At 49.0% G+C, this 20,387-nt stretch carries 20 protein-coding genes; 7 read left to right on the forward strand and 13 right to left on the reverse strand.

Features of this window, described 5'->3' with window-relative positions; genetic code table 11:
- The first annotated feature begins 71 nt into the window (after positions 1-71).
- The 3 genes from hemH to O3660_RS05310 all read left to right on the forward strand — a co-directional run bounded on the left by hemH (position 72) and on the right by O3660_RS05310 (position 2,298).
- A complete protein-coding gene (gene hemH, locus O3660_RS05300; RefSeq protein ID WP_049351159.1) occupies positions 72-1,082 on the forward strand; it encodes a ferrochelatase in 1,011 nt (336 codons plus the stop codon).
- Between the two features lie 120 nt (positions 1,083-1,202).
- Complete coding sequence (locus O3660_RS05305; protein WP_049351158.1) at positions 1,203-1,601, forward strand: cytochrome c; 399 nt, start codon at positions 1,203-1,205, stop codon at positions 1,599-1,601.
- Positions 1,602-1,806: 205 nt separating this feature from the next.
- Positions 1,807-2,298 carry a disulfide bond formation protein B gene (locus tag O3660_RS05310; RefSeq protein WP_371464626.1) on the forward strand — a complete coding sequence of 164 codons (492 nt, stop codon included), beginning with the start codon at positions 1,807-1,809 and terminating at the stop codon, positions 2,296-2,298.
- Between the two features lie 59 nt (positions 2,299-2,357).
- Here O3660_RS05310 and O3660_RS05315 read toward each other — a convergent pair whose 3' ends face one another.
- Positions 2,358-3,086 (reverse strand): YebC/PmpR family DNA-binding transcriptional regulator, encoded by a 729-nt coding sequence (locus O3660_RS05315; RefSeq protein WP_300481257.1) that lies wholly within the window; start codon positions 3,084-3,086, stop codon positions 2,358-2,360.
- A gap of 365 nt (positions 3,087-3,451) precedes the next feature.
- Here O3660_RS05315 and O3660_RS05320 point away from each other — a divergent pair, with 365 nt between their 5' ends.
- Positions 3,452-4,882: an alanine/glycine:cation symporter family protein gene (locus tag O3660_RS05320; RefSeq protein ID WP_371464627.1), complete on the forward strand. Its 1,431-nt coding sequence runs from the start codon at positions 3,452-3,454 to the stop codon at positions 4,880-4,882.
- Between the two features lie 58 nt (positions 4,883-4,940).
- Here O3660_RS05320 and O3660_RS05325 read toward each other — a convergent pair whose 3' ends face one another.
- Positions 4,941-5,567, reverse strand: coding sequence for a hemolysin III family protein (locus O3660_RS05325; RefSeq protein ID WP_003684062.1), 627 nt, complete (start codon positions 5,565-5,567; stop codon positions 4,941-4,943).
- A gap of 384 nt (positions 5,568-5,951) precedes the next feature.
- Between O3660_RS05325 and O3660_RS05330 the strand changes: the two genes are divergently transcribed.
- Positions 5,952-6,515: an RBBP9/YdeN family alpha/beta hydrolase gene (locus O3660_RS05330; RefSeq protein ID WP_371464628.1), complete on the forward strand. Its 564-nt coding sequence runs from the start codon at positions 5,952-5,954 to the stop codon at positions 6,513-6,515.
- Between the two features lie 133 nt (positions 6,516-6,648).
- Here the strand turns inward: O3660_RS05330 and pyrC are convergent, their stop codons facing one another.
- From pyrC to O3660_RS05345, 3 genes are all read right to left on the reverse strand, one after another.
- On the reverse strand, positions 6,649-7,683 hold the full coding sequence (gene pyrC / locus O3660_RS05335; RefSeq protein WP_371464629.1) for a dihydroorotase: 1,035 nt from the start codon (positions 7,681-7,683) through the stop codon (positions 6,649-6,651).
- A gap of 97 nt (positions 7,684-7,780) precedes the next feature.
- The gene (locus tag O3660_RS05340) at positions 7,781-8,374 is read right to left on the reverse strand and encodes a hypothetical protein (protein ID WP_371464630.1); all 594 of its coding nucleotides are present in this window, start codon (positions 8,372-8,374) and stop codon (positions 7,781-7,783) included.
- 12 nt (positions 8,375-8,386) lie between these two features.
- Entirely contained in the window at positions 8,387-8,611 is a 225-nt protein-coding gene (locus O3660_RS05345) for a sulfurtransferase TusA family protein (RefSeq protein ID WP_003681929.1), read from the reverse strand.
- Between the two features lie 109 nt (positions 8,612-8,720).
- On the opposite strand from O3660_RS05345, the gene O3660_RS05350 reads away from it, so the two are divergent.
- Positions 8,721-9,332 (forward strand): CNP1-like family protein, encoded by a 612-nt coding sequence (locus tag O3660_RS05350; protein WP_049350645.1) that lies wholly within the window; start codon positions 8,721-8,723, stop codon positions 9,330-9,332.
- Positions 9,333-9,395: 63 nt separating this feature from the next.
- Here the strand turns inward: O3660_RS05350 and O3660_RS05355 are convergent, their stop codons facing one another.
- Positions 9,396-10,511 carry a porin gene (locus tag O3660_RS05355; RefSeq protein ID WP_049350646.1) on the reverse strand — a complete coding sequence of 372 codons (1,116 nt, stop codon included), beginning with the start codon at positions 10,509-10,511 and terminating at the stop codon, positions 9,396-9,398.
- Between the two features lie 388 nt (positions 10,512-10,899).
- Here O3660_RS05355 and O3660_RS05360 point away from each other — a divergent pair, with 388 nt between their 5' ends.
- Entirely contained in the window at positions 10,900-11,646 is a 747-nt protein-coding gene (locus tag O3660_RS05360; RefSeq protein WP_049350647.1) for a carbonic anhydrase family protein, read from the forward strand.
- 60 nt (positions 11,647-11,706) lie between these two features.
- Here O3660_RS05360 and O3660_RS05365 read toward each other — a convergent pair whose 3' ends face one another.
- From O3660_RS05365 to recN, 7 genes are all read right to left on the reverse strand, one after another.
- Positions 11,707-13,341, reverse strand: a complete 1,635-nt coding sequence (locus O3660_RS05365) for a CTP synthase (protein ID WP_049350648.1) — start codon at positions 13,339-13,341, stop codon at positions 11,707-11,709.
- A gap of 125 nt (positions 13,342-13,466) precedes the next feature.
- On the reverse strand, positions 13,467-15,122 hold the full coding sequence (locus O3660_RS05370) for an AMP-binding protein (protein WP_371464631.1): 1,656 nt from the start codon (positions 15,120-15,122) through the stop codon (positions 13,467-13,469).
- A 94-nt stretch (positions 15,123-15,216) separates the two neighbouring features.
- Positions 15,217-16,320 carry a tRNA 2-thiouridine(34) synthase MnmA gene (mnmA, locus tag O3660_RS05375; protein WP_371464632.1) on the reverse strand — a complete coding sequence of 368 codons (1,104 nt, stop codon included), beginning with the start codon at positions 16,318-16,320 and terminating at the stop codon, positions 15,217-15,219.
- A 126-nt stretch (positions 16,321-16,446) separates the two neighbouring features.
- The gene (locus tag O3660_RS05380; protein ID WP_049350651.1) at positions 16,447-16,926 is read right to left on the reverse strand and encodes a copper chaperone PCu(A)C; all 480 of its coding nucleotides are present in this window, start codon (positions 16,924-16,926) and stop codon (positions 16,447-16,449) included.
- 131 nt (positions 16,927-17,057) lie between these two features.
- Positions 17,058-17,441, reverse strand: coding sequence for a diacylglycerol kinase (locus O3660_RS05385; protein ID WP_049350673.1), 384 nt, complete (start codon positions 17,439-17,441; stop codon positions 17,058-17,060).
- Positions 17,442-17,508: 67 nt separating this feature from the next.
- The gene (gene gshB / locus O3660_RS05390; protein ID WP_049350652.1) at positions 17,509-18,465 is read right to left on the reverse strand and encodes a glutathione synthase; all 957 of its coding nucleotides are present in this window, start codon (positions 18,463-18,465) and stop codon (positions 17,509-17,511) included.
- 115 nt (positions 18,466-18,580) lie between these two features.
- Positions 18,581-20,242: a DNA repair protein RecN gene (gene recN, locus O3660_RS05395; RefSeq protein ID WP_049350653.1), complete on the reverse strand. Its 1,662-nt coding sequence runs from the start codon at positions 20,240-20,242 to the stop codon at positions 18,581-18,583.
- Positions 20,243-20,387: the final 145 nt, after the last annotated feature.

Raw genomic sequence — 20,387 nt, forward strand, 5'->3', positions numbered from 1 at the left:
CGTCTGAAATCAGATTTAATTCAAACTGCTTTTCAGACGGCCTCAATATTCTTAATTAATAAAGCACAATCATGTCCCGTTTCCATACCGAACCACCCTTAGCCTACACCGCACAAAACCGTACCGCCGTCCTGCTGCTCAACCTCGGCACGCCTGACGCGCCCACTGCTGCCGCAGTCAAACCTTACTTGAAAGAATTTCTGTCCGATCAACGCGTTGTCGAACTGCCTAAGCTCTTATGGCAACCGATATTGCGTGGCTTAGTATTGACTTTTCGCCCGAAAAAAAGCGCGCATGCCTATGAAAAAATTTGGTTTAAAGAAGGTTCGCCGCTTGAGGTTTACACACACCGCCAAGCAGAAGCCCTGGCCAAACATTTGCCCGATGTCATCGTCCGTCATGCCATGACTTACGGCAATCCAAGCGTTGCCGACGTTTTGGCGGAACTCAAAGCCCAAGGCGTGGGCAAATTGCTGGTCATTCCGCTCTATCCGCAATATGCCGGTTCTTCTACCGGCGCGGCTTTGGACAAAGTGTTTCAAGAGTTATTGCTGCAACGCAACCAAATGAGCGTCCGCACCGTCTCCCGTTATTACGACGATGCCGCCTATATTCAAGCCATGAAGCAGCATATTGAAGCCTATTGGGCTCAAAACGGACGCAGCGAAAAACTGATGTTGAGTTTCCACGGCATTCCGCAAAAGCATCACGACGACGGCGACCCTTATCCTGACGAGTGCCACCATACCGCCAAGCTGTTGGCGCAAGCATTGGGCTTGTCCGAACAAGAATACATCGTTTCTTTCCAAAGCCAGTTTGGCAAATCCCAATGGGTCAAGCCCAGCACACAAGCCCTGTTTGATCAGCTACCGAAACAAGGCACAACCAAACTCGACGTATTCTGCCCAGGCTTCCTGGCCGACTGCCTCGAAACCATGGAAGAAATCGCCATTATGGGACGCGAACAATTCCATGCTGCCGGCGGTAAAGAATACCGTTACATCCCCTGCCTCAACGATTCCGCCGACTGGATTGCCGCACTTGCACAATTAAGTCGGGCCAATCTGCAAGGTTGGATTTGACCTAAACCAAAGGCCGTCTGAAAAATCTACTTTCAGACGGCCTTTAGCGTTATCATCAAGCTATTAAAACGCAAACCAAGCGTGTGGCCATCAAAAACACCGCTCAAAAAGGAATACATCATGACTGCACTCCGCCCTATCCTGCTCCTTCTGACCGCACTCAGCCTCCCAACTGCTTTTGCCGCTGATGCCTCACTGATAAGCAAAGGACAAAAAATTTACGAAACCAACTGCGCCGCCTGCCACGGTAAAAAAGGCGAAGGCCGGGGTGCCATGTTCCCGCCTTTATTCCAGTCCGACTATATCAATAAAAAACCGCAAGCCCTGTTGCAAAGCATGACCAAAGGCATCAACGGCCCGATTAAAGTAAACGGCAAATCCTACAACGGCTTCATGCCTGCTACCGCCATCAACGATGCCGATGTCGCCGCCGTTGCCACTTACATCATGAACGCCTTTAATAATGGTGGCGGTACGATTACTGAAGCAGATGTCAAAAAATCTCACGGGAAAAAATAAAACGTCTCTCCCCTAAAGGCCGTCTGAACATTTCAGACGGCCTTTTCGATATGGAACACATTTTTGTTTCTATATTTATGGTTACGCAACATCAACAAACATACGCAAAAAACCGTCAAACCAAAAAAAGCATATGCGTTTTGTGTTAAAGTAAACATTATTGATCGGCTGTTTTGCGTCCAGGCCGTCTGAAAGGTTTTATGTCATGAACTTTTTCCGCAAGACTGTTTTATTTTTAGTCGTCCTCTCTATATTTGCCGCCTGCGGCTCCTTTATTTCACAATACGTTTTGGGTATGAACCCGTGCGTATTGTGCATCCTGCAACGCTTGTGCGTATTGGCTGTCGGGCTGTTGGCCATTGTTACAGCATTCAGTTCTCAATCTTCCAAATTTGCCCGCTCGTTCTCGGCATTGTTGATTGCCGCTCCGGCCGTTTACGGCGCAGGTGTCGCCGCCTATCAAATTTGGCTGCAAAGCCTGCCGCCCGGCACCGCCCCTTCTTGCGGCGCACCTTGGACTTTCCGCCTGCGCGACTGGCCCTTGTTCGATTGGTTTGAACCCATCGTTCGCGGCTTTGGCAACTGCGCCGAGCCGGACTATCTATTCGGTATTGCCCTACCGGTGTGGAGTATTTTGTATTTCGGCTTTGTCGTATTGCTGCTGCTTTGGGCTTGGTTGAAAACCAGAAAAATCTGATTGGTTTCGATATAAAAAGGCCGTCTGAAATTTCAGACGGCCTTTTGTTCTTTAAACTCTTAGTCCAGATTTAACACGGCAGAAGTGTAAACGTCTTGTACGTCGTCCAAATCTTCCAATGCGTCAATCAGTTTTTGCATTTTAACTGCATCTTCGCCGCTCAACTCGGTTTCGTTTTGGGCGCGCATGGTAACGTCGCCGTCAACAGATTTATAACCTGCCGCCTCCAAAGCCGATTTCACACCGGCCCAGTCGTTCGGCGCGGTAACCACTTCGATGGAACCGTCGTCGTTGGTGATCACGTCTTCCGCACCGGCTTCCAAAGCCGCTTCCATCAGCGCATCTTCATCAACGCCCGGTTCAAACACCAAATAGCCTTGATGAACGAAGTTGAACGCTACGCAGCCGTCGGTACCCAAATTACCGCCGTTTTTAGTGAACGCATGGCGCACATCGGCAACAGTACGGGTTTTGTTGTCGGTCAAACAGTCCACCATCAAAGCCGCACCACCGATGCCGTAGCCTTCGTAACGCAACTCGATGTATTCCACGCCTTCCAGATTGCCCGTACCTTTGTCGATGGCACGTTGCACGTTGTCTTTAGGCATATTGTTTTCAGCGGCTTTTTCCAAAGCCAGGCGCAGGCGTGGATTTGCGCCGGGGTCGCCGCCGCCCATACGGGCAGCAACGGTAATTTCTTTAATCAGACGGGTGAAGATTTTGCCGCGTTTGGCATCTTGTCGGGCTTTTTTGTGTTGGATATTTGCCCACTTACTATGGCCTGCCATGTTGATTCCTTTCGTTTTTTCACGCGTTGAGGCGGAATTTGCTTCATTTGTAAGGCGTGCATTTTATCATAAGTTGCCTTTAGCCAAAATATTCAGACGACCCGAATATTTGCAAAAACAGGCCGTCTGAAAACAAAGAAACCTTTTTTAAATAAAGAAGCACATTGGCGGCAAACCTTTGTCAGTTTTTCGTTTTAATTCACGAAGGTTTACGGTATGATGACAAAATCGGTCAAAATTGTTAACAACTTAACCGGTATCGAATGGCAAAACGGCCTGCTCGCCGATATTGCCAAACGCGAAAAATGAGTGGGAGTAGTTACCCGTATCATTTTATTTTTATTGTTTTTATTAAAGGTTTTATTATGGAAGAAATATTGTCTGCTCTGGTGGGTGCAGTCAATCTGGTTCTTTGGGACTACCTGCTGATTTATGCCTTAATCGGCATCGGCCTGTTTTTTACCCTGTACTTGGGCGCACCGCAAATTACCAAATTAGGGGCGGGTTTCAAATCCGTTTTCGGCGGCTTGTTCAGTAAAAAAGACAAAGACCACGAAGGCAAATCCCTGTCTCAATTTCAAGCGCTTGCCGTAGCGATTTCCGCGCAAATCGGTACCGGTAACGTTGCCGGTGTCGCCACTGCAATTACTGCCGGCGGCCCGGGTGCCATTTTTTGGATGTGGTTGTCTGCCATTTTGGGCATGTCTACCATTTTTGCAGAAGCCGTTTTGGCGCAAAAATACCGCGTGGTCAGCCACGGCAAATACATCGGCGGCCCTGCGTTTTACATTACGCACGGCCTAACTCCGAAAATCGGCCGTAGCGCGGCGCGTTTCCTGTCCGGCTTTTTCTCCATCGCCTTGATTATCGCGCTGGGTTTCATCGGTAACGCGACCCAATCCAACTCTATCGCCTCGGCCATAAATTTGGCTTTCGATATTCCTCCGATGGCTGTCGGCATCGCTTTGGCGGTATTCGCCGGCCTGATCATCATCGGCGGCATCAACCGCATTGCTGGTATCGCGCAATTTGTCGTGCCGTTTATGGCGGTGATTTACATTTTGTGTGCGGTGATTATTTTGTTCAAATTTTCCGACCACATCATCCCGATGTTCCACAATATTTTTGTCGCCGCCTTCAATCCTGAAGCGGTATTGGGTGGTGCGGCCGGTATCGGTATGCGCGAAGCAGTCCGCTTCGGTGTGGCACGCGGCCTATTTTCCAATGAAGCCGGTATGGGTTCGACCCCGCACGCTCATGCGACCGCCAACGTCAAACACCCTGTACAACAAGGTATGGCCGCGTTTATCGGTATTTTTATCGATACGCTGATGGTTTGCACGGCAACCGCGCTGATTATCCTGCTGACCGACGCCAACCTGTCCGGCGAAACCGGCGCTGCGGTTACCCAACTGGCGTTTAACAAAGCCTTCCCGGGTTTTGGTTCGCAACTGCTCGCCGTCTGTCTGACCTTCTTCGCCTTTACCACCATCATCGGCTGGTACTACTTCGGTGAATCCAATATCCGCTTCCTGTTCCGCGGCAAACACTTGGGCATCTACCGCGCACTGGTTTTGGTGGCCATCGTATTGGGTACATTGGGCAAAGTGGATTTGGTTTGGAGCATGTCCGATATGTTCAACGGCTTTATGGTCTTGCCGAACTTAATCGCCCTCTTCCTGCTGCGTAAGGAAATCCGTGCGGTTTACGACGATTATCTGGCGCAAACCAAAGCCGGCAAAGAGTTGACCTACAATTATGAATTCCACGAATTTCACGACAAAAATCCAGGTTAACGACAAACAAAAACCTCTCAGTCAAACTGAGAGGTTTTTTATTTCAGGCCGTCTGAAACTACAACACATAAAAATAAATGCTGATAAATTGCGTCAAACTGCCTGCCAAGACAAACAAGTGCCAGATACCGTGGCCATGGCGGATTTTCGTATCGTTGATAAACCAATAAATCCCCACGCTATACAATACGCCGCCCAACACCAGCCAAAACAACCCGCCGGCCGAAAGCGACTGTATCAGCGGCCACACCGCCACCACAATCAGCCAGCCCATCAACACATAAATCACCATCGACAGCAGCCGCTTCTCGCTTTTGCGCCCAATTGTCAGCTCTTGAACAATGCCCAACAAAGCCAGCCCCCATGACACGCTGAAAAGCGACCAGCCCCAGCCGCCATGAAGGGTAATCAGCGTAAACGGCGTATAGCTGCCTGCAATCAAAAGATAAATCATGCAATGATCGACCTTTTGCAAAATCGCCTTGGCCTTAGGCTGCGGAATACTGTGGTATAAGGTTGAACCCAAATACAAAAGCAGCAGGCAGATTCCGTAAGTCAGGGCCCCGGCAATCCGATAGCCGTCCGCCGATTCCACCGCTTTCACCAGCATCAGCACCAAGGCCGCCACTGCCAACAAGAAACCGGCCAAATGGCTGTACGCATTAAATCTCTCGCCGTGATACATAAACCATTCTCATTTATAAAAGACCAAAGTGTACGCCAAGACAGGCGCTTCGTCAGAGAAATCGGGTTAAAAATAAGTTAAAGCGTAAAGGCCGTCTGAAAAACACGGCCTTGCAATATAACAAAAACATCTTTGCAACAAACAAACCATTCTTTCCCTTTTTCAGACGGCCCCTATATATTTCAAACCCGAACAACACGGCAACGCCATCCGCCCCTGCCGTGTTGTTTGCTTTATTATTCTTGCAAATATCATTTAACAACAAAAGCTTAATCAACCATCCTTACAAAGCGGCAAACAATAAAACATAAACAAACATGGTATAATAAACGCTTACAGGCAGAGATTTAGACAAAATCTCAGGTCGTCTGAAGGAGGAGAAACATGAATCGACGCGTTTATATCGTACATGGCTTTGAAGGCAATCCGCACGGCAACTGGTTTGACTGGCTTTGCGCCCAAGTCAAAAGCACCGGCGCACAAGCAATCTCCCTTACCATGCCCAATCCCGACAAACCAAGCACGACCGCGTGGCAGTTTACCCTTGACCAGCACATCGGCAAGCCTGATGCCCATACCTTCCTAGTCGGCCACAGCCTCGGTTGCATTACACTCCTTCACTTCCTCAGCCGCCAACAGCCGCAAAAAATCGGCGGTCTGTTGCTTGCCGCCGGTTTTGCCGATATGCTACCGCCCCTGCCCACGCTCGATGCCTACATTAAAGCAGCGTCCCCCGATTTCGACATCCTGCGCAAAATCGATATGCCCAAACACTGCCTGGTTTCCGACAATGACACCCATGTTCCGCCCGAACTGACTTTGGACATGGCGGCCAAACTCAAAAGCCCTGTTACCCATATTCCAGAAGGCGGCCATTTGATGGCTTCGGACGGTTTTACCCAACTGCCGCAGGCTTGGGAAGCACTGAAACCCATGTTGACCGAATAAATACACACTCTAATCCTGTTTTCAGACGGCCTTGACTGTCTTCCCTCCCCATAACAGACCGTCTGAACGACAATAAAAAACAACCTGCCCTTTCAAGCAGGTTGTTTCTTTTTATGCCTTATTGACGGCAAATTTAATATTGCACTGTCCATTCAATCTCGCCGCCGGCCCTCATCGGTACAAGATCGCCATCGCCGTAAGGTACGCTGGCAGGAACGGTTTGCGTTTGTTTGACCAATGTGATGGTATCGGTATTTTCAGGCAGACCGTAGAAACATGGGCCGTTTTTAGAAGCAAAGGCTTCCAGTTTGTCCAGCGCGCCTGCTTTCTCAAACACTTCGGCATAAAGCTCGATGGCCGTCATTGCGCTGAACATACCGGCGCAACCGCAAGCATTTTCTTTGGCAGTTTTAGCATGTGGCGCAGAGTCCGTGCCGAGGAAGAATTTGTGCGCCTTATCGCCGGTAACGGCGGCAACCAAAGCCTGACGGTGGGTTTCGCGTTTGAGTACAGGCAAGCAGAAATGATGAGGGCGCACACCGCCGACCAAAAGGTCGTTGCGGTTGAGCAGCAAGTGTTGCGGCGTCACAGACGCGGCCACATTATCGCCTGCTTCCAATACCAGTCGTGCAGCCTCGGCAGTGGTGATGTGTTCAAACACGACTTTGAGGTTGGGCACTTGCGCCAAAACCGGCTTCATCACGCGCTCGATAAAGGCGGCTTCGCGGTCGAAAATATCGATTTCAGGATCGGTTACTTCGCCGTGAACCAAGAACAAAATGCCCTGTTTCGCCATTTCTTCCAACACGGGGATCAGCTTAAACAAGTCGGTCACGCCGGAATCGGAATTGGTGGTCGCGCCTGCTGGATAGAGTTTGAAAGCCACAATACCGGCAGCCTTGGCTTCACGCACGAGTTCGGGAGTAGCGTTGTCGGTCAAATAAAGTGTCATCAACGGCTGGAAGGCGCTGCCTTCTGGCAGGGCGGCCATAATGCGCGCTTTGTATGCTTGGGCATCGGCGACGCTGACAACGGGCGGCTTCAGGTTGGGCATGATAACCGCGCGGCCCATTTGTCGGGCGGTGTACGGGGCAACGGCTTTGAGCGCGTCGCCGTCGCGCAGGTGTAAGTGCATATCGTCGGGGCGGATGATGGTCAGGGTTTGCATAGCTTACTTTCGAGTGGTTTGGTGTGATAATGTTTCAGACGGCCTTTATTCGGCGGTAACGGTTTCTATTAATTTGGTGTTTCAATCGTCAACCGGCCTAAGGCAAAACGGGGGCCTTATTGTCGTAAGAATGATGGGTCAAATAAAAAACAGCCTGTACCGGAAAATGCTCGGACGACGTTGTTTTGACGGTCAGCAAGGTTTCTTTCGGACTGCCGGACGCACGCCATGCGTAGGAAATCTGACGCATAGGCAATGGGGTTTCCGCCAAATTATCGGCACGCAATTCAGCGTTCAAACCTTGCGGCGGATTTTCTGCCAAAGCCAAAAATTGTTTGAAAATCAGATGGTCGTCGGCTTTAGCCGTGCGCACGCTGCAACTGTCTTCAGTCAGGCTCAAATAATAATCTGCGCCGTTTTCCGTTTTCTTCCAAATACTTAATGCCTCCAAATCCATCATTCCGGCAGGCAAATCGGCAATATCCTTTTTCGACAATAAAACCAGTTTGTTGGCATTGGCAAACTCGCCGACAAGGGCGGCATTGCCGTCTGCGGCCACGCAGCTTTGGCGGAACAAGTCGGTTACATTTTGGGCATAATCGACAGCGTTCTGCGGCGAAACGCCTTCATTGCCGCATGCACTCAGGCAGACAGCCAATACGGCGGCAGACAACGCAACGGCTTTAGACATTTCAGACGGCCTTTATTTGTGCTTCAACACCAGCTTGAACACGCCGTCGGCTTCGCTCGATTCCAACAAAACATGTCCGGTCTGACGGCAAAACGCTTCAAAATCGCCGGGCGCGCCGCCATCGGTGGCCAATACGGTCAGCACTTCGCCTTCCTGCATTTGCGCCAAAGCTTTTTTGGCACGCAAAATCGGCAGCGGGCATTTCAAACCAATGACATCCAGAGTTTGTGTATTCATGATGAAAACTCGTCATATTAATCAGAATTAACGTCAATTATACCGCACTTACTTGCACCCCACCCTGCAAGCCCATAAAATAAAGCCGTTTTTCACTTTGGAGCTGTCTATGCGCCGTTTTGCCCTTCTTGCCCTCAGCCTTGCCGCGACTCAAGCATTTGCTTTGGGTTTCAGCCAAAAGGATACGCTGACCAACACGCGTTATCAGGAAAGCCCTGAAGAAGTTGCCGCACGCGAGTTTAAAGAACACAAAGCCGAGTTGCCGCCCCTGCCCGATACCCAATCGGGCGATTGGTTCGACCTCTATGTCAACGAAACCTACGGCAAGCAGCCTAAAATCCTGCTCAGCAGCCTGCAAATCATGCCTGCGCCTGACAACAGCATCCGCTACGTCTTGAACGTGCGCTCCGACAAAGGCTACGACAACCTCTCCGTCGAAGGCCTCTATTGCGCCCGCACATCCTTTACTTACAGCAAAGACAAGCGTTCGTCTTACAAAGTATTCGCTTACGGCGACACAGTAAACCACCGCTGGATTGAGCCGCGCAAAGGCGATTGGAAGCTGATCGGCAATGCGTTCAGCCGTAACGACGCCCTGCATACCGCCCTGTATCAGGCATTCTGTATCGACGGCATGCCGACAACGGTCGAAGGCTTGGTACAACGTTTGAAAGAACGCGGCGGCCGTCACGGTACAACGCTGACCAACCACGACAAATAAACTGCTTTAATCAACAAAAAGGCCGTCTGAAATTTTTCAGACGGCCTTGTCTTTCAAGACGGCTTAGAATTTGTGATACAGGCCCACAGAAGCGGCTTTTTGTTCAACGCCGCCTTTGTTGGCTGCAGTCAGACGGGTTTTGTTGCCGACTTTCAAATACGCCAGTTGGGCAACTACGCCGGTGCGTTTGCTGAAAGTATATTGGCCGCCGACAACAACTTGGTCGAATTTATCCACCAATTTCTCGCCGCTGTTCACGCCCTTGGTAGGCCAGCCGTGTGCGTAAGTAATGCGTGGGGTCACATTGCCCAATTTGTAGCCGACAGTTACCGCTGCATCAACCACTTTCACGGCTTCAGATTTGCCTGAATCGGCAGTGATGTCACTACCCTTATACTCATTAAAACCATCGGTGAAATAACCTAAATATTCGTTGGCTGTCTCATGGCCTTTGGCATAGTGTACGCCGCCGCCGACAAAGAGATTGTCTTTGTCGTAATAAGTTTCAACTTTGGCGATTTGTGCCGCTTTGACTTTGCCGGAATTGTCGGTGTACGCGCCGTTGTAGTGGCCGTAAGCCGCATTGGCAGTAAAGCCGTTTTTAGAGAAGCTCACGCCGCCGGTGTATTGGTCCTTAGCCGCTTGGGTGTGCGTGTATTTATCTGAAGGATTGCGGTTGTCGCGCGGTGCGTAAGACACGTTGAATTTGAATCCGCCAAAATCCGGGCTGTCGTAGCGTACAGCAGCATTGCGGTTGCCGGTACGGGTAAAGATGCCCAAGCCTGCGGCATTGGTTTTGTACATCCATGGATCAATGGTGTCCATTTCGTTCAGCATATTGCTGAGTTTACCGACACGGACTTTACCGAATTTACCTTGCAAACCGATGAAGGAATCGCGATTGGCAAAACCTTGTGAACCGCCGGTAATGGCTGTTTTTTGTTCAACTTGCCAGATGGCTTTCAAATCGCCGCCGAGGTTTTCGCTGCCTTTAAAACCGATACGGGAGGTATTGTCATTGATGCTGGTTGCGGTAGAGCTGGTTTCAGAACCTGCGTCACCTTTGATTTTTACTTGACCAACGGTCACGCTGCTTTTGATTTGACCATACAGAATCACTTCTGCAGAGGCAGCCAGCGGCAAACCGGCAATAACCAAAGCGATAATCGATTTTTTCATTATTCTCTCCAAAACAAAGTTAAAATCTCGTGAAAACACGTATAGCAATATTAATGTTTTCCAACGCTACAAACAACTACTTTCATCTTGATAGACACTTTTATTCATTAGAGTTTAGACTTTTTACAACATTTTCAAATAAAACAGGCCGTCTGAAAAAAATTTCAGACGGCCTCTCCCATTCAAAGTCATGGCAAGGACAATCATCCCTATTATTGTAATCATTTAATCAAAAATGATTGCTTGATAAATGTTTGCCATATATCAACCCAATATTCCCAAATTACCACTATTATTAACTTTCTTCTTATGAAGAAGCTTTTTTATATCAATAATTTATTTGGTATAAATTTTTCCTTTTACCTAATATGAATAAACAGGAGCCCTTATGTTGAACAAACATCTCTTTTTATCTTTGCTAATGGCTGTCTCTACTGCAACGGTATCCGCCGAAACTCATCATGCGCATTGGTCTTACACAGGTGAAAACGATGCTGCACACTGGGGCGATTTGAGTGAAGACTTTGCTGTCTGCAAAACAGGCAAACAGCAATCTCCAGTGGACTTCTCCACAACAAAAGCAGTAAAAGGCAAACAACTGACATACCGTTACAACGTTGCCGACTACAAAGTAGAAAATAACGGCCACACCCTTCAAGTCACGCCGCAAGGCAAGGCCCAAACCATCGTGATTAACGGTAAAACCTATACCTTTAAACAATTCCACTTCCATACTCCGATCGAACATACTTTCAAAGGCAGACATTTCCCGATGGAAGCGCATTTCGTCCATCAAGCCGAAGACGGTACTTTGGCAGTCATCGGCTCTGTATTTAAACCGGGCAAAAACAATCCTGCCTTATCCGCACTCACTGCCAAAAAACTGAAAGCAGGCGAATCCGTAACGTTAAAAAACTTGAATATCCAAGCCCTGCTGCCTAAAGATAGCAAGTCCTTCCAACTGAAAGGCTCGCTGACAACGCCGCCTTGCAGCGAAAACGTTACCTGGGTTGTCTTAGAAACTCCGGTTCAGGCAGATGCGGCGCAGTTTAAAGCCATGCGCGACATTATCGGCGGCGAAAACAACCGTCCCGTACAACCTTTAAACGACCGTGAAGTCAATGGAGACAAATAACTGCTAAGGCCGTCTGAAAAAAAAGCACCCGGATAACGGGTGCTTTTTCAATCACATCAATCAGGCTTTTTTGTTACCCAACGCGGCTTTCACAAACGCGCTGAACAAAGGATGGCCTTTGCGCGGATTGGAAGTAAATTCCGGATGGAACTGACATGCAAAGAACCAAGGATGATTTGGCAATTCGATGGTTTCAACCAAACGCTCGCGGCCTGCGGATACGCCGCCGATGACCAAACCGGCTTTTTCCAACTGAGGAACATAATTGTTGTTGACCTCGTAGCGGTGGCGATGGCGTTCGCGGATATGTTCGCTGCCGTAGATTTTTGCGGCAAGGCTGCCCGGTTTGAGGTCAACTTCTTGCGCACCCAAACGCATGGTACCGCCCAAATCGGCAGATTCGTCGCGGGTTTCTACGCTGCCGTCGGCAGTTTGCCATTCGTCAATCAGGGCAACGACAGGCGCGGCGCATTTCAAGTCAAACTCGGTAGAGTTCGCACCTTTCAAGCCTGCAACATCGCGGGCGTATTCGATCAGGGCAATTTGCATGCCCAAGCAGATGCCCAAGTATGGTACGTTGTTTTCACGCGCATAGCGTACGGCGGCAATCTTGCCTTCCACGCCGCGCGAACCGAAGCCGCCCGGTACCAAAATCGCGTCCATGTCTTTGAGCATGGAAACGTCGCCATTGCCCTTCTCGATGCTTTCGCTGTCAACAAAGGTAATTTGTACGTCGGTTTCAGTGTGAATACCTGCGTGTTTCAGGGCTTCGATCAATGATTTGTAGGACTCGGTCAAATCAACGTATTTGCCGACCATTGCGATTTTGACGGTATGTTTCGGATTTCGAATCGCGTGAACGATTTTCTTCCATTCGGTCAAATCGGCTTGTTTGACATTCAGTTGGAGCTGCTCGGTAATAATGCTGTCAATGCCTTGGTTGTGCAGCATTTCAGGGCATTCGTAAATACTGTCCACATCGTAACTGCCTACGATGGCACGTTCTTCAACGTTACAGAACAATGCAATCTTACGGCGCTCGTCCGCAGGCATTTCTCTGTCCATACGGCAGATCAGGATATCCGGTTGCAAACCGATGCTCAACATTTCTTTAACGGTATGCTGGGTCGGTTTGGTTTTGATTTCACCGGCGGCGGCAATGTAAGGAACATAGCTCAGGTGGGCAAACAATGTATTGTTGCGGCCGAGCTGGCTGCGCATTTGGCGGATGGCTTCCAAGAAAGGCAACGATTCGATGTCGCCGACTGTACCGCCGATTTCGACAATCGCCACATCATAACCGGCCGCGCCTTCGTGGATACGGCGTTTGATTTCATCGGTAATGTGCGGAATCACTTGTACGGTACCGCCCAAATAGTCGCCACGACGCTCTTTGGCAATCACGTTTTCATAGACTTGGCCGGTACTGAAGCTGTTGCGGCGGGTCATGGTGGCGTTGATGAAACGCTCGTAGTGACCGAGGTCGAGGTCGGTTTCCGCGCCGTCATCGGTCACGAATACTTCGCCGTGTTGAAATGGGCTCATGGTACCCGGGTCAACGTTGATATACGGGTCGAGCTTAAGCATGGTCACGTTCAAGCCACGCGACTCGAGAATAGTAGCAATAGAAGCGGCGGCGATACCTTTACCCAAAGAAGATACAACGCCGCCGGTTACGAAAATAAATTTAGTCATGATGTGATACCCATGTTGGAATGTGTGATTTTAACTTGAAGCAGCATATTCTGGCAAACGGCAAAAGCTTCAGGCCGTCTGAAAATAACGTTTTCAGACGGCCTTATCATACTGTTTCTAGTATATCAGCGCAGCTCGCGGCGCAGGATTTTGCCAACGTTGGATTTTGGCAACTCGTCGCGGAATTCGATGTCTTTCGGCACTTTATAAGCAGTCAGTTCTTTGCGGCAGAAATCGATAAGCTCTTCCTTGGTCAAAGATGGATCTTTGCGTACGACGAAAACCTTAATCGCTTCGCCGGTTTTCTCACTTTCCACGCCGATACAGGCGACTTCCAAGACTTTGTCATTGCCGGCCACCACTTCTTCGATTTCGTTCGGATACACATTGAAACCGGATACCACAATCAAATCTTTTTTGCGGTCCACCAGCTTCAGCCAGCCTTTTTCATCCATCACGGCAATGTCGCCGGTCTCCAAAAAGCCGCGTGCATCGATTGCTTTGGCGGTTTCTTCAGGACGATTCCAATAGCCTTTCATCACTTGCGGGCCGCGCACCCACAATTCGCCCGGTTGTCCGATAGGCACTTCTTTGCCGTCTGCATCGCGCAATTCTATCTCAGTTGAAGGAACAGGCAGGCCAATACCACCGCTGTAAGCTTCGATATTCAAAGGATTACAACATACGCCCGGACTGGCTTCGGTCAAGCCGTAGGCCTCCACAATCGGCGTACCGGTGATTTTTTTCCATTTTTCCGCCACGGCTCTTTGCGTTGCCATACCGCCGCCCAAAGTCAGCTTCAAACGGGAAAAATCGACTTCGGCAAAATCTGGACGGTTGACCATCGCATTAAACAGGGTATTCACACCGATGAATACGCTAATCGGCTCTTTTTTCAATTCACCGATAAATCCTTTCATGTCGCGCGGATTGGTAATCAGGATGATTTTAGAACCGGTATTCGCAAAGATCATCAGGTTCACCGTCAAGGCAAAGATATGATACAGCGGCAACGCGGCAATGACCGTTTCTTTGCCTTCGTGCAGGCTGTTTTTAATCCATTCTTTTGCCTGCAACATATTGGCGCAGATATTGCCGTGAGTGAGGACGGCGCCTTTCGCCAAACCGGTCGTACCGCCCGTATATTGCAGCAAAGCAGTATCATCGCGCGTCAACTCGACTGGTTTGAACGAATTGGCCGCACCTTGCTTCAAGGCCGTCTGAAAAGTCACGGTATTGGGAATGCGGTATTCCGGCACCATTTTTTTCACTTTGCGGATGACGAAGTTCATCAACGCGCCTTTAATCATGCCGAACATCTCGCCGACCGACGCGACAATCACATGTTTGATTTGCGTACGCGGCAACACCAACTCCAACGTATTGGCAAAGTTCTCCAACACGACAATCGTTGTCGCGCCACTGTCTTTCAACTGATGCTCCAACTCGCGCGGCGTATAAAGCGGATTGGTATTCACTGCCACCAAGCCTGCCTGCAAAATACCGAAAAGCGCAATCGGATATTGCAAAACGTTCGGCATCATAATCGCCACACGCTCACCGCGCGGCAGTTTCAATACGTTTTGCAGGTAAGAAGCAAAATCGGTAGCCAACTTGCCCACTTCGGCATAAGTCAGCGTTTTGCCCATGTTTTGAAAAGCAGGTTTATCCGCGAATTTCTCGACACTTTGACGGAATACGTCGCTGATGGAGTTGTATTGAGAAATATCGATTTCAGAGTTTACGCCTTGTTCATAGCTTTTGAGCCAGAGTTTTTCCATATTGATCAGTCTTTTATTTAGTCGTTTTTTGAAATCGAGGCCGTCTGAAAGGCTTTATTTCAATCCGCCGCTTCGTTTTCAGACGGCCCTTTTATTAAGCAGTAATAATGACAGGCTTGTCGGTGGACATGATGATACCGCCGCCCAAGCACACATCGCCGTCATACAGTACCGCAGATTGTCCGGGAGTTACTGCCCATTGTGGATCGTCAAAGACAAGCTCGATGGTTTCATCATTCAAGTAACGCAACGTACAAGGTGCGTCAGCCATACGGTAGCGCGTTTTGCAGGTATAGCGTCCTTCTTTCGGGCGTTCGGGCAATGTGAAGCTCAAATCGTTCATCACCAGGCTTTGTGTATAAAGCAAAGGATGGTTATGACCTTGGACGACAATCAGTTCGTTTTTAGTCAAATCCTTGGCCGCGACAAACCATGGCTCGCCTGCGCCGCCGATACCCAAGCCTTTGCGTTGGCCCAGCGTGTAAAACATTAAGCCGACGTGTTCGCCGACTACTTTTCCTTCAGGGGTAACCATTTTGCCATTATTGGTCGGCAGGTATTTTTGCAGAAATTCGCGGAACGGACGTTCGCCGATAAAGCAAATACCGGTACTGTCTTTTTTGGTTGCAGTCGGTAATTTGAATTCTTCGGCAAGACGGCGGACTTCAGGCTTTTCTAACTCGCCCAATGGGAAAATCGCGCGCTCAAGTTGGAAAGGTTTGAGGCGGTACAAGAAATAGCTTTGGTCTTTGTTTTGATCCAAGCCTTTGAGCAGGTAATGCACGCCGTTGCGAACTTCTTTGCGGGCATAGTGTCCGGTGGCAATGGTATCGGCGCCCTGCTCAATGGCATAATCCAAAAAGCATTTGAATTTGATTTCGGCATTGCACAAGACGTCCGGGTTTGGCGTGCGGCCTGCGCTGTATTCTTTGAGGAAATAGGCAAATACATTGTCTTTATATTGCGCGGCAAAATTGACGATGTCGATATCGATACCGATGATATCGGCAACGGCAATGGCATCAAAGGAGTCTTGTTTGATGCTGCAATATTCGTCGTTGTCGTCATCTTCCCAGTTCTGCATGAACACGCCGCTGATTTGATGGCCTTGCTGTTTGAGCAGGGCCGCGGTAACAGATGAATCGACGCCGCCGGAGAGGCCGACGATGATGTTTGTTGGTGTGTTAGTAGTATTCATGAGGGGAATGTGGGTTTCAAATGCATTTTTTAAAGCGTGATTTTAGCACATTTTGATTTAACGACAGAAAAGGCCGTCTGAAAGCCTAATGACTTTCAGACGGCCTTTATATGAAAATTCAAGCAATTAGTGTTGATGCGCGCCACCGTGACCATGACCGTGACCGTGATCCATGCCGGATTGCGGTGCGGTTTTCACTTCCAGTTGTACGGTTTGAGGTTTGGCATTTTTGAATTTCAGGGTAACAGGTACTTTTTCGCCTTCTTTCAGCGGTTTTTTCAGACCCATGAACATAACGTGGTAGCTGCCTGGTTTCAGTTCGGTTACGCCTTTTGCTTCCAGCGGGATGCCGCCTTTAACTTCGCGCATGCGCATAACGCCGTTGTCGTTCACGTGAGTGTGTACTTCAATGCGTTCTGCAACAGGGCTGCTGCCTCCTACCAAGAAGTCTTGTTTGGCTTCATCGTTTTGGATTTTCATGAATGCGCCACCCATTTTCATACCTTCAACGGTAGAACGTGCCCAACCGTCTTCAATATGGATACCGGCTGCAGATACGGAAGTTGCCAAGCCTGCCAGAATCAGGGTTGCCATTAATTTTTTCATGTTTTGCTCCTTATGTTTGCCAAATGGCTGGGATATACAGCCTTCATCTTACAACCGAAGGCCGTCTGAAAACTTTGATATAGATTAAGTAATACTATCTAATCCTAATGAATTACCATATTACCACATTTCTAAGCAGTTAATGCAACAATCCAAACAATAAATAACATTAACAAAGCCATCAGTTGCGCGGCCGAACCGGCATCTTTGGCACGCTTGGCCAGCTCGTGTTTTTCAGTAGAGGTATGGTCAACAGCTGCCTCGATGGCGGTATTAAACAATTCGGTAATCAGTGAAATAAACGATGCGACAACAAGCACCATTTTGGTGACCGGGCCGAAATCAAGGAACAAAGCCAAGACAATTAAAATCAGGTTCAGCCAAAAAACTTGGCGAAATGCGCTTTCATAACGATACGCGGCAGCCAGTCCGTCTTTGGAATAACCAAACGCATTGATAATGCGCTTGATACCGTTTTTTCCTTTTTTCTCGGAAGCGTAGGAAGATGGTTTCATCATATACTCAACATAAAAAGGCCGTCTGAAAAAAACGGTCGGATCAATTTTCAGACGGCCTTTGGATTTATTGTTTTGCCCAAGATGCCACGACATCTGCGAACATGGCGGCAACGTCGAAATCTTTTTGCTTCATGATTTCTTGGAAGCCGGTCGGGCTGGTTACGTTGACTTCGGTCAGGTTGCTGCCGATGACATCCAAACCAGCAAGCAAAATACCGCGGTGCTTCAATTCAGGCGCAAGGGTTTCTGCAATCTCACGGTCGCGCTCGCTCAACTCCTGCGCCACGCCGCGGCCACCGGCAGCCAAGTTGCCGCGTGTTTCGCCATTTTGCGGAATGCGCGCCAAAGCATACGGAACAACTTCCCCGCCGATAATCAGAATGCGCTTGTCGCCATGTACGATTTCAGGAATATAACGTTGCGCCATGATGGTGCGTGAATCAAGCTGCATCAGGGTTTCCAAAATACTGCCGATATTGGGATCGGATTCGGTCAGGCGGAAAATGCCCATACCACCCATGCCGTCCAAAGGTTTGATGATGATGTCGCCGTGTTCTTTCAAAAAGGCACGGACATCGGCGGAACGTGTGGTAACCAAAGTCGGCGCGGTAAACTGGCTGAAGTTCAAAATCGCCAATTTCTCATTGAAATCGCGCATTGCCTGCCCGCTATTAAATACTTTTGCGCCCTGCTGCTGTGCCAACGTCAAAAACTGGGTCGCATACAGATATTGCATATCAAACGGCGGATCAGTGCGCATAATGACCGCATCGAAATCTTTTAAGGCCGTCTGAACTTTTGCCTCTGCTTTAAACCATTCATGATCGTCATCGTTCTTCGCGCCGACAAACTCAAATGCCGCTGCCTGAGCCACCACCAAGCCTTCACGGACGGACAATTCTCCGCTCAAGGTATGAAAAAGCTGCCAACCGCGCTTTGCCATTTCACGCATCATGGCGTAAGTAGTGTCTTTATAGGTTTTAAAACTTGCCATCGGATCGGCGATAAACAGGACTTTCATCAAAATTTCCTTGTAAACAGACAATATAATCATACCTTGTATTCTGCCTGCCTGAAAAGGTGGCAAAATATAGAAAAGGCCGTCTGAATTCTATTTTCAGACGGCCTTGAGGCTTTTAGGCAGCTGCCAAATGCAAGAGTTCGGCGGCATGGCTGCGTGTGGTATCGGTAATGATTTCGCCACCCAGCATACGCGCGATTTCCTCAATGCGCTGATGATGGTTCAAGACGCTGATTTCGCTGACGGTTTGTTCGCCTTCGCTATGCTTGCGCACCTGCCAATGGTTTTCACCGCAAGAGGCGACTTGAGGAAGATGGGTTACCGCCAAGACTTGATGTTTTTTACCTAAGGCACGCAAAGCTTTACCGACCATTTCAGCAACGCCGCCACCAATACCGGTATCCACTTCGTCAAAAATTAATGTCGGCACTTGCGTGTATTGGCTGGCAACCACTTGCAAAGCCAAGCTGATACGCGCCAATTCGCCGCCGGAAGCCACTTTATTCAAAGGACGGGACGGATTGCCTTTATTCGCCGCCACTTGGAATTGCACCTGCTCCAGACCATGTGCGGTCGGCGAAGACGGCAACAAGACGATGTCAAAACGTGCGCCTTTCATGGCCAAATGCTGCATATGCTCGGTGGTCTCTTCGCCCAAACGGCCAGCAGCCTGATGGCGCATGGCGGAGAGAATATGCGCGGCTTCGTGGTATTCGGCAAGATTGCGTGCGACTGTATTTTCTAAGACTTCCAAATCGGCAGCCGCTTGCAGGTTTTGCAGGCGCTCGTCGATTTCTGCCAACTTTTGCGGCAACTCTTCCGGCTCAATGCGGTATTTGCGCGCCATGCTCATCAATTCGCCCATACGGCTTTCTTGTACGGCCAATTCATTAGGATCGATATCGCTGCGACCGGCCACATCGCGCATATTGGCACTGATTTCCCCCAACTCAGCTTCAATACTTGCCAACATATTCAAGCTCTCGGCAAAGCGCGGTTCAATGTTTTGCAGATTGCCCAGCAGTTTTTGGCATTGGTAGATTTGACGTTGGATGCCGTTGTCCCCGTCTATACTGTCGCCTACTTGTTCGGCGGTTTGCAGCAACTCGGCCGAATGCACCAGGTTGTCGTGGCTTTGGCTTAAGGTTTCCCATTCATTGGGTTTAAGCTCCAATTGGTTCAATTCATTGAACTGCCATTCCAAACGCTCGCGTTCGATGGCCATGGTTTCTGCCTGCTCTTGCGCTTCTTGTAATGCCTTTTTCGCATTGACCCAATTCTGATAAAGCTGCTTGACTGTTTCTGCCTGCTCTTTGCTGCCGGCAAACGCATCCAACAGCTCACGCTGTGCGGACTCTTGATTCAATGAGTGATGGGCATTTTGGCCGTGAATATCGATTAACTGCTCGCCGATGGCTTTCAGTTGCGCCAATGTTGCAGCCTGATTATTGATATAACTGCGGCTTTTACCCTTGGCATCGATAATACGGCGGATGCTGAGCTCTTCCGCATCTTCTTCCAAAAGGCCTTGCTCCTGCAGCTGCGCTTTCAGTTCGGGCAAACCGCTGATGTCGAACAAAGCCGACAACTGCGCTTCTTTGGCGCCGCTGCGCACTTGGCTGTAATCGGCCTTATCGCCCAACAATAGGCCAATCGCATCCAGAGTAATCGATTTGCCTGCACCGGTCTCGCCCGTCAATACGGTAAAGCCGTTTTGAAAATCAAGATTCAGGTTTTCAACAATGACAAAATCACGCAAAGAAAGTGCCAACAGCATTGTAGTATTCCTTAGTAAATTATCCGCACCTATGCGGAATAGCTTTAGATAAGCTGATTATAACTAAGATTTTTTATAGTTTGAATCAGATTTTTCTTATAATTTATCTAAGATATTTATTTTAAACAAATTATTTTTTAAGCAG

The organism is Neisseria sp. 27098_8_139 (assembly GCF_041433195.1).
GTDB classification, from domain to species: domain Bacteria; phylum Pseudomonadota; class Gammaproteobacteria; order Burkholderiales; family Neisseriaceae; genus Neisseria; species Neisseria subflava.

Excerpts from the sequence above, each read along its gene's own strand:
- hemH (WP_049351159.1), top strand. The coding sequence starts at position 72 with ATGTCCCGTTTCCATACCGAACCACCCTTAGCCTACACCGCACAAAAC.
- O3660_RS05305 (WP_049351158.1), top strand. The coding sequence starts at position 1,203 with ATGACTGCACTCCGCCCTATCCTGCTCCTTCTGACCGCACTCAGCCTC.
- O3660_RS05310 (WP_371464626.1), top strand. The coding sequence starts at position 1,807 with ATGAACTTTTTCCGCAAGACTGTTTTATTTTTAGTCGTCCTCTCTATA.
- O3660_RS05315 (WP_300481257.1), bottom strand. The coding sequence starts at position 3,086 with ATGGCAGGCCATAGTAAGTGGGCAAATATCCAACACAAAAAAGCCCGA.
- O3660_RS05320 (WP_371464627.1), top strand. The coding sequence starts at position 3,452 with ATGGAAGAAATATTGTCTGCTCTGGTGGGTGCAGTCAATCTGGTTCTT.
- O3660_RS05325 (WP_003684062.1), bottom strand. The coding sequence starts at position 5,567 with ATGTATCACGGCGAGAGATTTAATGCGTACAGCCATTTGGCCGGTTTC.
- O3660_RS05330 (WP_371464628.1), top strand. The coding sequence starts at position 5,952 with ATGAATCGACGCGTTTATATCGTACATGGCTTTGAAGGCAATCCGCAC.
- pyrC (WP_371464629.1), bottom strand. The coding sequence starts at position 7,683 with ATGCAAACCCTGACCATCATCCGCCCCGACGATATGCACTTACACCTG.
- O3660_RS05340 (WP_371464630.1), bottom strand. The coding sequence starts at position 8,374 with ATGTCTAAAGCCGTTGCGTTGTCTGCCGCCGTATTGGCTGTCTGCCTG.
- O3660_RS05345 (WP_003681929.1), bottom strand. The coding sequence starts at position 8,611 with ATGAATACACAAACTCTGGATGTCATTGGTTTGAAATGCCCGCTGCCG.
- O3660_RS05350 (WP_049350645.1), top strand. The coding sequence starts at position 8,721 with ATGCGCCGTTTTGCCCTTCTTGCCCTCAGCCTTGCCGCGACTCAAGCA.
- O3660_RS05355 (WP_049350646.1), bottom strand. The coding sequence starts at position 10,511 with ATGAAAAAATCGATTATCGCTTTGGTTATTGCCGGTTTGCCGCTGGCT.
- O3660_RS05360 (WP_049350647.1), top strand. The coding sequence starts at position 10,900 with ATGTTGAACAAACATCTCTTTTTATCTTTGCTAATGGCTGTCTCTACT.
- O3660_RS05365 (WP_049350648.1), bottom strand. The coding sequence starts at position 13,341 with ATGACTAAATTTATTTTCGTAACCGGCGGCGTTGTATCTTCTTTGGGT.
- O3660_RS05370 (WP_371464631.1), bottom strand. The coding sequence starts at position 15,122 with ATGGAAAAACTCTGGCTCAAAAGCTATGAACAAGGCGTAAACTCTGAA.
- mnmA (WP_371464632.1), bottom strand. The coding sequence starts at position 16,320 with ATGAATACTACTAACACACCAACAAACATCATCGTCGGCCTCTCCGGC.
- O3660_RS05380 (WP_049350651.1), bottom strand. The coding sequence starts at position 16,926 with ATGAAAAAATTAATGGCAACCCTGATTCTGGCAGGCTTGGCAACTTCC.
- O3660_RS05385 (WP_049350673.1), bottom strand. The coding sequence starts at position 17,441 with ATGAAACCATCTTCCTACGCTTCCGAGAAAAAAGGAAAAAACGGTATC.
- gshB (WP_049350652.1), bottom strand. The coding sequence starts at position 18,465 with ATGAAAGTCCTGTTTATCGCCGATCCGATGGCAAGTTTTAAAACCTAT.
- recN (WP_049350653.1), bottom strand. The coding sequence starts at position 20,242 with ATGCTGTTGGCACTTTCTTTGCGTGATTTTGTCATTGTTGAAAACCTG.